Origin of the sequence: Methylovulum psychrotolerans, from assembly GCF_002923755.1 — a bacterium.
Lineage (GTDB): Bacteria > Pseudomonadota > Gammaproteobacteria > Methylococcales > Methylomonadaceae > Methylovulum > Methylovulum psychrotolerans.
On record NZ_PGFZ01000013.1, the window covers coordinates 77,172 to 89,779 of the forward strand.

The following is a 12,608-nucleotide window of genomic DNA, read 5'->3' on the forward strand; positions in this document are numbered from 1 at the left end:
TTGACGTGCTTGATAAAGCTTTCTCTGATCCCCTATTAATCGGCATAACACACCAAGAACAGTAGTTATGCTAATTTCACGATAATCAATAACATTTGCCTTTGATGTGGTTTTGAATTTTCTAACATTGTTATTATTTATTGGTTTGTCATCGGAACCATGCAAAAATGAGTTTTGCCAACAAGAATCATAGACAATATAAATAACCATTTTATATTCCCTCAAAATAAATAGCATATTCTCCATTTTTAATTTCAGATATATTAGACGGCGAATGCTTGATACGCATCATATCTCTGCCAACACTACCATCGTTATAATCGACCAACATTTCATCAACAAACATAAAGCCTTTAGCTTGTCGTATTGTAAGCCTTTTAATCATATCCAATGTCTCATCAACCATAACACCAACGGCTGTATTATTGAGTAAAATGCCCGCTTCACCTTTATTAAATATCGAACCTCTTCTTACATAATTTTCGTGATATGTAGGCATTTACGTCATCAGAACATGCGAGTGTCTTTATAAAATCAGTAATTTTTTTAGCTAAATTTTCACCATCTTTATTGCTGTCAATACGCATAGCACATCTACTATAATCTTCACTAAGCGATATAAATTGCAGTTGCTCAATACTTATTGAACCGTAACCTATATATTCAGTATCACCAAAAGTAGTTTTTGAAAACATGGATGTGCTTTTTTCAGTCCCTGATTTTGTTTTTCCTTTTTCTTTGCTTCCTGATCTTCCCATTTGATCGTAATTTCCCTTGCACAATTGATCTTGGAAGTCTGTTAGTAATAACGGGCTTGTTCTTTTATTCTCTGTTTTAGGGATTACATAACCTCTAATCAGTCCGGTTAATGAACAAAGCAATTTGTCCATATTGTGGACAATTTCTGGGCTTTGCAAATCAACGAATTCCTCTCTAAACAAATGATGCCTAATGCAGTTAGTGCTAATGTATAAAGGAGTTTCTTTGAAGTTAATATTTTGAGGTTCTTTATATTTAGGATTTCCATCGTCCCAATGGCCTTTTATATTCGTATAACCTCTTAATTTTGGCATTGAATGGTTATTGATTGGTTTAGATTTACCTTCAATTTCAGTCACCAACTCAGTAGGCCCATTCCAGTTAACAACACCGTGCCCACTAGCAACCACTTTAAAATCAACGCTTTTAATACCCGTTATTTTTTGCATACATCATTCCTCATTTGAATTCAGTTGTTTAATTGAAATTGCGCCGATAGGCTGTTTGTCGCACACAGCATAGTAAATGGCATAACTATGCCGTGCGCTTTCCCCACCCACCAAAAGTAAATCATTGGGTGTATAACTCAGGTAAATGGGGAATTCTGGATCTCTTGCTTCATTGAACAAGATGAAATCTTTATAGGCTTTGTTACCGCCCATAATGTTGTGGTGTTTAGCTTTCATATAAGCCAGCAGGTTTTTCTCACTGTCGCCATAGCCCTCAATTTCATTTTTAGAAGCCGTCAAATTGTCGAAATCGTCGCGTTCGTTGATTGGCATTTGATAGGCATATTCATCGACAAACTCCGGTTGACCTGGATCGTTAACATTACATACCGCCATTTGCACAAAGCGGTTTTCGCCGCGTAATGAGTGCTTGCTAATTTTACCCCGCCCTTTTTCTTGGGCTTTTTTGGGTGAAATTTTGATCGGGTCAATAACTTTTTGACCGATTAACATCACGCTGGCTTTAAACGACGCGGCCAAATCAGATTCAATAAATTTCTGTCCATTTCCCGATTGGTGAAATGCTTCATAAAGCTGATATAAATACGGTAATTTAAACGGCTTACCATCTAGTTCGGCTCTTAAAAGCTGATACCACGCTTTGGTAGAACCAAACGTGTACATACGTGATAAAAAACGGGCGGCAGCTCCAGTTCCTTTGCCTTGGTCAATCGATTCAGGTACAGCAATGCAATACACATTGACTTCTTTATTTACGCCGAATCGGTCTTGTCGGCCTAAGCGTTGTAAGCAATCTTCGGCATTGGTAATTTCCGCAACCATGTTATTGCAGGTAATGTTTAACGAAGCTTGTACAATCGGCCCACTGCGCAAGACGGCAAATTTTTGTGTACCCTCTTTTTTGAAAGATTCATAGACTTCATCAAACCACTGTTTTTTGTCGCTTTTTTTAAACTTAGAATGCAATAACACTGCATTTTCTTGGCAATGATTACGGATAAAGCTTTTTTGTGCGGTTATGGCGGTATTGCTAATTACAATTGTATTGGATTCGCGTACTTGATAAAGCGGATTGCTTTCATCTTGCTTAGCTTCATCAAATACGTTGAACTCAATGCGGTAAAGGCTTTGATTAAAAGATGGCATAGCAACTATGTCTTCTGGATCAATTTGTAATACTTTTCTCAGATAAACATAATGGGGGGTAGCTGAAACCAGCAAAGTATTGGCTAATTGCTCTTGTTGTTGTTTACAGGCTACTAACTCGGCAAATAACAAATTAAAAGCTGGCATATTGATGTATTCGTGAAACTCGTCAAACACCACATGTGCATTGAGAAAATCGATTAACGAATTGGCTTTGGTATGGGTAATGATTCCACCGAAGATTTGATCTATGGTGGTGATGACAATATTGCCTGAAAAATAGTCGTCCTCTAGCGTTGGCTTATCCCATTGATTAGTAAATTTGAATTCGCCTGTATTGATTTCTATATCGGCATTAGGCAGGTATTGCTCGGAGGTCAATTCATGAAATAAGCCTTGGCAGACCTGTACTCTTGGGCATATCCAAATGATTTGTTGGGCTTGCTTTGATTTAGCCCATTCCAGCGCTATTTTAGTTTTGCCACAACCCGCAGGGCCCGCCAACACCGCAACGCCCTGTGTTTTGGTTAATTGGTTTGCTACTTCACCTTGCTTGGAACTGCGTTCACCCACCGGAAACTGTGTTAAGCAGGTTTCAATATGCGAGCAAAGGGCAGATTCGAGCAATAGTTTTTCAGCCACTAAAGCATCAAGGCTGTTATTTTTAATATGGGCATGTAACTCAGATGGTTCTAAAGCTGATACCCAACGATCTGCTGAAATGACACAGGCCCGCATGATATTGTTGTTAGCGTTATCGCGGATTTGGGCAGGATATTCGCCGATATTTTCTTCAGATTCATATTTTTTATAATACGGCAAAGCCAATTCGCCCTGTGCCTTGATAACGTCCAAGTCAGCTTCTTCGCTAAAAATCTTTGCAATAACGGATTCTTCAAGCCCCCGATATTTCACATCAATGGCGCTCAGAACATGAAGCAATTGAATTGCTTTTACGAGAAATTCAGCAAAAGGCAAATCCTTCAAGTTGCTATTCAATTTTTTGTAAATGTCGCCATACGTTACAAAATCTTTTTCTTTTCGGAATGGTTTGGCGTGATGCCAATAAATGACGTGTTTTATCGATTTTTTGTTATCGGCATTAATTTGCTTTAACGCAATATTGTCAAGCAAGTGATAAAGCAAAACGGAAATTTCATTGTGTCGGGGATGCTTGTCAAAACTAAATTTTGCATCGTCAATATGTTGCCCGTCATCTGCAACAAAATCTCTTTTCTTGGGATTTCTCACCCAGTCTTGAAAAAACGGGTCTATTTTTCCTACATCATGTAAACAACCCGCGACAAACGTAGCTGTTGATTGTTTTTCTTGATTAGGCATCAATCGTTTATGTAATTGTTCGGCAACGTAACCAACGGCAAACAAGTGCTCGCTTAATGATTGCAACTGCGTATTTGCATACAACATATTAGGGTTAGGTTTATCGCTTGGCATATCCATAATGAGTTCTTTTAAAGTGGTATTTACAGGTACAACGCCTTCGGGATTAAATTGATCCCGATTCCCCACAATCCAAACCAATTCGCTACGGCTTCGGGAACGCAACCAGTGGCACGCCACGGCGGTGTTTTTGGTGGCGGTTTTGCGGAGTAGGGTTTTCACGGCGATGAGGCCGTCTTCGGTTATCACGGTTTGCCAAGTGTTGTCGCCGATGCGGTTGGCGAAGGCATCTAAAACGCGGCGGGTGCGGGCCAGGGCTTTTTTTTGGCACTGGCTGACAAAAGTCACCATCATGGCAGATCCTCGCGTAAGGCTTGTTGTTTGACTTGTTCAAACATAAAATCCAAGGCCTTATGTTCGGTGAATTTTTGCAGGAGTTGTTGGCGGAATTCTTGCTCGGTGGCTTTTTCTTTGGCGCTGATAAATGCCCACGGCAAAACAATGGCATCTTTGATAAGGTCGGCGACATCAAACACCAACGCGCCGCGCCGAGTTTTGCCGTGCATGACGGCAAAGCCGTGCGGTATGCCCAACACCCATAAGGTGGTAGCGGCGAGGCCATAGGCCAAATAGTTGCCATGGTTTAAAAAGCCGTTGGCAAGGTCGGTGGCTTCGCGCTCCCGGACAAAGTTGCCGAGTTTGGTGGTTTTGGCGGCATAACGGTACAGTTGTTTGGTGAGTGCGGCTTCTTTTAGCAACAACTCACCGACTTTTTGCGTGGCGGGGATTTGCTGGGCGTAGCCGTCTAAAGCGGTGCTGATGTCTTTGTCGTCGGCAAAAAAGTTTTCGGCTTTTAAATCGCGGTCTTTTTCCCAGACGCGTTGTAAGTAAGCGATGCGGGCTTGCTGGAAGGTTTGCGCTACGGCTAAGCGTTTGTTTTCGTCAAACCAAAAACTGAGCCAGCCTTGCACATAGTCGGTAGGGCGGTATTCGCTTTGTGGGGTAAGCCATTCGATTTCGCTGCCTGAGAATAAGGGCGAACCGCCGCCGCCACAAAAGCCGACCAAAACCCCGGCACTGGCCAGCATCCGCATGGCGGCTTGGGTGATGGATGTGCCAGTACCCAGCATGATAACAGTGGTGTTGGCGATGGGGATGTTCCAATAGTAGTTTTGGTCTTTGGCTTCGGTTAAATACAGCACCCGCCCGTCTTTTTGCATGACGCGACACTTTTCTAGGTAGTAAATATTGGCACGTTTAGAATGTAGGATGGCTTTTAGATCAGACAACTGTTCCATTAATGGCTGGCCCTGATAAATAGTAAATTTAGGGAGGACGCAGGAAACGGAACTTAAATCCGATGGTTTAATGGTTGTTTTTTTCCTCTTTTCTCAGCGTCGTTTGTAACGATATAAAAACCGCGATAAAAGATAGCATTTTAAACCGATTAAATATATAAATTAACACTTAAAAAATAACAACCCATTATTTTATTCTGATTGTACCTGATGATGGGGAGGGAGGGACTGGGACTGGAGCCAATTGGCTTTTCTGGACGGGATTTAAAGGTATTATGACAGGACATCCGTCCTGCTTTTGCTTATACGCCGTACTACTTGTTTGATAACATCCACTAATACGTTAGCTTGCAATTTCTCGGCATCAGCTCCGTAGGAGACTAGCCTATTTTTGACGCGGCTACTATCACGAAGCATCCATTTTGTAGCCGAATCCGCGTACGGTCTTAAGCAATTTCAGTTCATGCCCGTCATCAATTTTACGGCGCAACTGGCGTATATAAACGTCCACGACATTGGTTAAAGGGTCAGAACTGTAACCCCACACCTGCTCCAGAATCCGGGTGCGGCTTAACATTTTCCCGGACATGCGCATCAAGCATTCTAATAAGGCATATTCCTTAGGGGTCAGCTCGATAGCGGCCTCACCGCGCCGCACTTCATGGGTTTCGCCGTTCAACACCAGATCGGCTATGCGCAATTCATTCGACGCTTCCGGCTTGCTGTCGCCGCCACGCTGCCGCCGCATCAGCACCTCGATACGCGCAAGCAATTCTTCAAAAGCGAAGGGTTTGGTCATATAATCATCGGCACCTGAACGCAGGCCGGTGACTTTATCCTGCACGGTATCCCTGGCTGTTAACATAAGGATGGGCGTATCAACCCCCTGAGAGCGCAATTGCCCGCACACCTCCCGGCCATTCATATCAGGCAAGCCCAAATCCAAAATAATCACCTGAAACTGCCCGACACTTCCCATTGTGATGGCTTCCTGTCCGCTTCGCGCCACCTCTACGGCATAACTTTCGGCCTTTAGGCCACGCCGGACAAAATCGGCAATACGCACATCATCCTCCACCAAGAGGACGCGCTTGTAACCCATACTTTGGGCGTTATCGGCGTTAAAGTATTTCCCGCTCATTGACAAAATTATCCTGTCCTATCGAAATCAAAGGGAGTGTCACCGTAAACGTCGACCCCTGCTGTTCAGTGCTGGCCACGCTGACCTGCCCGCCGTGTGCTTGCAATATGGCTTTAGCCATAGGCAAGCCCAAACCCGAGCCGTCATCCCGCGAACTCAGGGCATTATTACTGCGAAAATGGCGGTCAAAAATACGCTCCAAATCTTGGGCGGGGATGCCGATGCCTTGGTCGCTGAGGCTAATAATCGCTTGGTCGCCATCCGCCGCCAAGCAGACGGCGATATGCCCGCCGGGCTTTGAATAGCGGCAGGCGTTGTCACCGAGAATAAACAGCACCTGCCGAAGCCGTTGTTTATCCCCACGCACCCAAAGCGCTTCGCCAAGTGTATTCAGCGCAACGGTCAAAGCATTTTCCTGCGCCATAACCTGAAAATCCTCGACTGCACTGGCGACTAACTCCAGCAAATTGACATGATCCCATTCAAAGTGCAAATGGGCGGTTTCGGCACGGGCCAAGAACAACAAATCATTAACATACTTAGCCAATTGCATAGCCAATTCGACAATACGGTGCAATGCTTCTTTATACTCTTCGGCAGGGCGATCATCACCGCGTAACGTCACCTCGGCTTCGCCACGGATAACCGTAATCGGAGTGCGCAGTTCGTGGCTAATGTCGGCCAAAAACTCCCGCCGCGTACTGTCCATGTGCTGTAACTGCCCATTCAGTTCATGTAACTCAAGTGTGCGTTCGGCGACCTTTTTCTCCAGCAGGACACGCCCCTCGCGCAGTTTGTTTTGTTGCAGCGCAATCTCTTCGGCCATTTGATTGAAATGCATGGCGAGATACGCAAATTCATCGTGGGTATTGAGTTGAATACGATAGGGCAGGTTGCCTGAGGCAATTTCATCCGTACCTTTCATTAATGCTTCGATAGGTTTTCGGACACTGCGCAAGAGTAATATGCCGGCGGTAAGGCTAAACAGTGCGGCTGTCACTGCCGCCATAACGGCAATTCGGCGCGAAAGCCCAACCAATTTGTCCAATTCTGCCTTGGCCGTTTGGGCTTTGGCCCGTTCGGCATTAATGGCGACATCAATGAGCGGCTGAAATTTACCGTCGATTTCTTGTTCCGAGAATTGTGCAAAAGCCTGCACAGCCAAACTGCGTTTACCTTGTTGGCGCAAGCGTTCAATTTCATCAAAACGGTATTCGCTGGCTTCCAAAAAAGCCGTGAAATGCGCCACCCTTTCCAATTCGGCGGGCTTATCTTGCCCACCTTCTGGAGCTAGGTCGCTGGCAGGGGTTTGTATCGCCGTATTTCTGAGCTTGTCCATCGCTTCGTAAAGCCGCTGTTTAGAAGTCTTAATCCCGGCTTCAGTAGCAGGACTATCGGTTAGCAAGCTATCCATGCGCTGTTTAAAGTACCGATACGCTTCTTGAGATAAATGCCCATAATCATCAAATGCTTGGTAGGCGGTTTGGCTACGCTGGAAATAAAGGCCGACTTGGTTTGAACCCCAATATAGCACCGTCCCTAACAACAAAACAAAACAGAAAGATAGGCTAATAGCCACCAACAATCGAAGACGAAACATAGCCGCTAGTTTCCGCCGTTCTCATCCATTTGTTTTTCCATAGACCTGATGGCCTCCAGCTTTTCCCGCAACAGACGGGCCTCATCTTTATTGCTTTCCATTTTATTACCCTCCACTTTGGGAGTTTTGGGCGGTTTCGATTCCAGCACAGATTGGACATTTTTTTGTTTGCGGTCTAAAGTGCTGATTTTTCTCGATACTGATCCTAACCGTTTCAGCGCTTCCAAATCAATAGCCACCAATCGGCGTACTTGTTCATCAGCCAAGCTAGCCGTCGGAATAGCCGCCACGCCACTGATGATAGCGCCAATGTCGCCACAGGCATCGGAAAGCAGCCGCCCCACCATAAGATGTAATTGTAACCCTATTTGAGGGGACGATTTTTGCCGATCCAGTAAAGCTTGGCACAGTTCAGCGCGTGAGGCGGGCGGGGTGTTAGCCATGTTCGCCCCGAAACCCAGCAATTCATTAAGGTCTGACTGTGTATATGGGTCATTATAAGCGGGCGCGGGAGTCTCTTTAGTACCCGAACCCCATTCGGCACAGCCAACCATCAGTAAGGCAATGTAAGCCAAACTTATCCATTTTATCAGTGCTAACAACATATCGCTTTCATAACTCCTTTAACGGTATCCGAACCTGGATCCGGGCGCCTTGTTGGTCTTCACGGGGATCAATAATATCGACACAGCCTTGGTGGTTGGCGACATATTCTTTAACAATAGCCAAACCCAACCCCGCTCCTTCGTTAGCGTCATCAAGCATCCCCTTTCCACGGAAAAAAGGCTCAAAGACACGGCTGCGGTCTTCTGGCGCAATTCCCGGCCCTTCATCTTCAATCTCCAATTCTACCTGCCCACCTGCCTCACGCAACATGATGCGTATTTCTCCGTTCACCGGCGAATACTGCACCGCATTGGCAAGCAAGTGGCCGATAATACCGCGCAACTGCTCCTGAACACCAGACATTGCAACAGGCCTGAGAAGTTTCTTTATACTCAGCGATTTGGCGGCAATAGGCTCTTGATAATCCATAATAACCGCTTCCAACACCTCTTTCAGATTAACGGTTTGCGGGTGCTGTATGGCCGACATGGCATTAATTTGGCTATATCGGGCTAATTCTTCAGACACAGTGTGCAATTTTTCAATATTCGCGCACAGCACCAAGGCCATACTCTGGCGCATAGCATCGCCTTGCGCCTCGGCATCGCTAGCTAGCCATTGCGCCCCTTCGCTGATTTCCTGTAGCGGCGTTTTTATTTCACAAGCAACATTATGGATAAACTGCCGCTTAGAAAGGGCCAATTCCATTAAATGCGTACGCAGCCATTCGAGACGCTCGCCCAGATAGCGCAAATCCGTAGGGCCGCTGACCACAATCGGTTCAGCCAGTTCCGTCGAACCTAGACGGCGGATAGCCGCATCCAATTGCCGCATGGAACGCGATAACACAATTAGCAGCAACACAATAAAAATAAATGACACCACCAACAACACCGCACCTTTAATCAATAGCCCTTGCTCAAGAATTTCCGACTGCTGGCGCAATTCGTTAAACTCATGGTCGACATGGCTTTCAAACTCACGCGAGAGGGTGTTGGAAGATTCTCGCAGCCCCTGAAAAGCCTCATTCACAGCAACACTGGCATTATCGCCCGCTGCCGACCCCATAATCTGCTGATAAATAAGGTTTTCTTTTTCTGACAATTCATTGGCCAGCAAAGCTATTTTATTGTCGACGTGTAATTTCAGTAGCTCACTTAATGCCTGTTTGAATGCCGACCGGGTATTTTCGTAAGATTCGCGCTCATAAGGCTGACGTAACGCCGGATCTGACAACAAAATGAACAGCCGCGCCTTACGTTCAACATCGGAAGACTTTTGTAACACCAAACGGATTGCCTTCGTCTGTGCAAAGACCTGATAATTGATCGCCCTGCCCAAGATGGCCGTCTCGCGCATAGCAAAAGCCGCATACATCACACCCAAAAACAATGGGATAACGGCAATCACAAAGCCTAAAATAATCAGGGATTTTAACGATATTATTTTTTTGAATTTCATCCGCAATATGAAAAAGCAAGCACTAAAGGCTTCATTAAGGGGGTTTAAAAAACTTAAAACACGCCATAAGACTATATCACCAAACCTATACCGATTTGAAAAATGTTTGCCGTACGGGCAAATTGGGCTATCACAGCTTATTGGAGCTTGGCACACCCTTAGCGGATAGGTTTAGGCCAATAACAATATCCCTACTTACCTAATTTTAAGTATTTTTGCACACCTAGCTTAGTTCCATGGGATATTTTGCTATACTTAAAATCACATAGCCTATCAATAAAAGCTACCCACGACTAAATAACGGGTAGACTCTATCGTTTTTTATTAACCACCCAGTAAATAAGAGCGAATATTAAAAAAACGTTGCACCATTACCAACCATATTGATGTATGGGGTATGGTCAAAAATGGCTTCTTTGGTTTAAAGACCTTGGCAAAGGCAATTATGTTTAATGAATGCAAGCATGTTATTCACGCTTTTTTAAGCGTTTGTTTTCTGCTGAGTATAAACCCTGCTTGGTCAGCCGCGCAGGAACCTGTCAGCTTGCAATTAAAATGGCAACATCAGTTCCAATTTGCCGGTTATTACGCTGCTAAAGAAAAAGGTTTTTATAAAGATGCCGGGCTTGATGTCCGTATTATTGAAGCCGCTCCAGGCGTGGATGTTGTCCGAGAAGTCATTGCCGGCAGGGCGCAGTTTGGTGTTGGCACCAGCGAACTAATCCTCAACCGCTATCGCGGCGATGCGGTTATTGTCCTTGGAGTCATTTTTCAGCACTCGCCTTTGGGTCTGATTACCCTTACCTCATCAGGAATCGACAATATCCATAAATTAGTTGACCGTAACGTGATGATCGAATCGGGTTCATCAGAATTATTCGCTTATTTCTTTCAGGAAGGCTTTACCCAAAAAGCTTTCAACTTACAGCACCACAGCCAAAACATCAACGACTTGCTGACGGGTAAAACCGATGCGATGTCGGTGTATATAACTGATGAGCTTTATCCGCTCAAACAACAAGGCCATACCTACAACCTATTCAGCCCACGGATGAGCGGCATCGATTTTTATGGTGATAACTTCTTCACACTGGAAAGCGAATTGGCAGAGCATCCCGAACGGGTAAAAGCCTTTAGGGAAGCGACCTTACGCGGTTGGCGTTACGCCATGCAAAATCCTGACGAAATTATCCAACTCATTTATGACCGCTATTCGCAGCAACACAGCATCGAACATTTACAGTTTGAAGCGCGGGCGATGTACGCACTGATGCAGCCAGAACTGATAGATCCTGGTTATATGAACCCGGGGCGCTGGCAGCATATCGCCCAAACTTACCACCAGCTAGGGCTATTGCCGGCCCATTTCGATGCCGATGCGATGCTGTATTTACCTAATAGCGAAAATGACGTGAAAAAACTCGAAAGGACGCTGTACTACACGGCAGCGGGGCTATCGCTGTTAACCCTGTTTTTAGGGGTTTTATTCCGCTTCTATCGTACAGTGCGCGTTAACGAGGCCAGGCTCAACATCATGTTCGATCATGCCCCACTGAGCTTGATTGTGTTGGATGACCAAAACCGGATCCAACGCTGGAATGCCGAAGCCGAAAAAACCTTTCTCTGGCAGGCTAAAGATATTGTCGGGAAGAGTATTTTTGTCATCATTCCTTTAGCAATCCGCCCGAAAATTGAAGAAATTCTCACAACTGTACACAAAGAACGCACGATTGCCCGCCACGAAAACGCCAACCTTAAACAAGACGGCACCGAAATCCTTTGCGAATGGCTGAACGCCCCCTTTAAAGGCAAACAAGACCAAGCCGGTTTTATCATCTGTATGGCCCGTGACATTACCGAAGATAAACAGTTAGAGCAAAAGCTTAAGCAAGCCGCGCATTATGACAACCTGACATCGCTACCGAACCGCGCCTTGATTTTTAACGAGCTAAAACATTCGCTCACCCTTGCCGCCGCCGACAACACCAAAGTGGCAGTATTATTTCTTGACTTGAACGGCTTCAAGGAGATTAACGACAACTTAGGCCACGAATCGGGGGATATCCTGCTGATAACCATCGCCCAACGCCTCCCCAATGCCATCCGTGCGGGCGATTATGTAGGTAGGCTGGGCGGGGATGAGTTTTTGGTCATTCTGCAAGACATCGGGTCGCTAAAAAACGCGCAACGGCTGGCCGATACTATGCAGGAGCTGATTAGCCAGTCTTGTCTAATTAAAGAACGGGCAGTCACCATCAGCGCCAGCATCGGTATTAGCCTGTATCCTGACGATGCGACAGAAATCAATGCCCTGATTCACTTGGCCGACCAAAACATGTACCAAGCCAAACAGTCGGGGCATTAAGCACCAGTGCACCTACCATCAGCCGTTTCCCCCTGAAGGCACGCTAATGACAAACCCGTTACCACTGCGCATTTTTATTGCCTTATTTTACTTAGCGCTTTCTGTCCCAGCGGCGGCGGAGGACACCCCACTACTGTCTATGCCGCTGGCGTGTACGGTCGGAGAGACCTGCTTTATCCAAACCTATGTCGATGCCGATAGCAGCCCGGCTTACCGATGCCCGTTTGCAAGATAACCCGCGCCGCCCGGAGCCGCTGTTTCCGCACGGAGGCGGGTTACGGTTACTGCGCCGCCAAGGATGAAAAGTATTACGGTTTTGAAGGCCACCTTTTGACCGACAGCAACGGCATCATCTGCGGTT

Annotated in this window: 11 protein-coding genes and 1 pseudogene; 3 read left to right on the forward strand and 9 right to left on the reverse strand. The window is 45.7% G+C overall.

Translation table 11 applies throughout. The features are described 5' to 3' along the window. The 9 genes from AADEFJLK_RS25265 to AADEFJLK_RS20165 form a co-directional block, all read right to left on the reverse strand. Positions 1-210: hypothetical protein (locus AADEFJLK_RS25265; protein WP_211299280.1), on the reverse strand; the 210-nt coding region annotated here is incomplete at its 3' end. 1 nt (position 211) lies between these two features. Then, positions 212-499 (reverse strand): hypothetical protein, encoded by a 288-nt coding sequence (locus AADEFJLK_RS25270; RefSeq protein ID WP_211299281.1) that lies wholly within the window; start codon positions 497-499, stop codon positions 212-214. Then, positions 453-1,208 (reverse strand): type I-Fv CRISPR-associated protein Cas7fv, encoded by a 756-nt coding sequence (gene cas7fv / locus AADEFJLK_RS20135; RefSeq protein WP_211299282.1) that lies wholly within the window; start codon positions 1,206-1,208, stop codon positions 453-455. The genes AADEFJLK_RS25270 and cas7fv overlap by 47 nt, the downstream gene beginning before the upstream one ends. Before the next feature lie 3 nt (positions 1,209-1,211). Beyond that, positions 1,212-4,130 (reverse strand): CRISPR-associated endonuclease Cas3'', encoded by a 2,919-nt coding sequence (locus AADEFJLK_RS20140; RefSeq protein WP_103975532.1) that lies wholly within the window; start codon positions 4,128-4,130, stop codon positions 1,212-1,214. Next, the gene (cas1f, locus tag AADEFJLK_RS20145) at positions 4,127-5,074 is read right to left on the reverse strand and encodes a type I-F CRISPR-associated endonuclease Cas1f (RefSeq protein WP_103975533.1); all 948 of its coding nucleotides are present in this window, start codon (positions 5,072-5,074) and stop codon (positions 4,127-4,129) included. Before cas1f ends, AADEFJLK_RS20140 begins: the two co-directional genes overlap by 4 nt. A gap of 406 nt (positions 5,075-5,480) precedes the next feature. Continuing rightward, positions 5,481-6,215, reverse strand: a complete 735-nt coding sequence (locus AADEFJLK_RS20150) for a response regulator transcription factor (protein ID WP_249028097.1) — start codon at positions 6,213-6,215, stop codon at positions 5,481-5,483. After that, positions 6,196-7,815, reverse strand: coding sequence for a sensor histidine kinase (locus AADEFJLK_RS20155; RefSeq protein ID WP_103975534.1), 1,620 nt, complete (start codon positions 7,813-7,815; stop codon positions 6,196-6,198). The genes AADEFJLK_RS20150 and AADEFJLK_RS20155 overlap by 20 nt, the downstream gene beginning before the upstream one ends. A gap of 5 nt (positions 7,816-7,820) precedes the next feature. Beyond that, the gene (locus AADEFJLK_RS20160) at positions 7,821-8,420 is read right to left on the reverse strand and encodes a hypothetical protein (RefSeq protein ID WP_088620069.1); all 600 of its coding nucleotides are present in this window, start codon (positions 8,418-8,420) and stop codon (positions 7,821-7,823) included. A 7-nt stretch (positions 8,421-8,427) separates the two neighbouring features. After that, positions 8,428-9,882 (reverse strand): HAMP domain-containing sensor histidine kinase, encoded by a 1,455-nt coding sequence (locus tag AADEFJLK_RS20165; RefSeq protein ID WP_103975535.1) that lies wholly within the window; start codon positions 9,880-9,882, stop codon positions 8,428-8,430. Between the two features lie 544 nt (positions 9,883-10,426). Here AADEFJLK_RS20165 and AADEFJLK_RS20170 point away from each other — a divergent pair. The 3 genes and pseudogenes from AADEFJLK_RS20170 to AADEFJLK_RS26125 all read left to right on the forward strand — a co-directional run. Continuing rightward, entirely contained in the window at positions 10,427-12,247 is a 1,821-nt protein-coding gene (locus tag AADEFJLK_RS20170) for a diguanylate cyclase domain-containing protein (RefSeq protein ID WP_249028098.1), read from the forward strand. Positions 12,248-12,293: 46 nt separating this feature from the next. Then, a complete protein-coding gene (locus AADEFJLK_RS24150; protein ID WP_146054681.1) occupies positions 12,294-12,482 on the forward strand; it encodes a hypothetical protein in 189 nt (62 codons plus the stop codon). Beyond that, a pseudogene (locus AADEFJLK_RS26125) lies at positions 12,455-12,608 on the forward strand (IS982 family transposase); the annotation flags it as partial. The gene AADEFJLK_RS24150 and the pseudogene AADEFJLK_RS26125, both read left to right, overlap by 28 nt.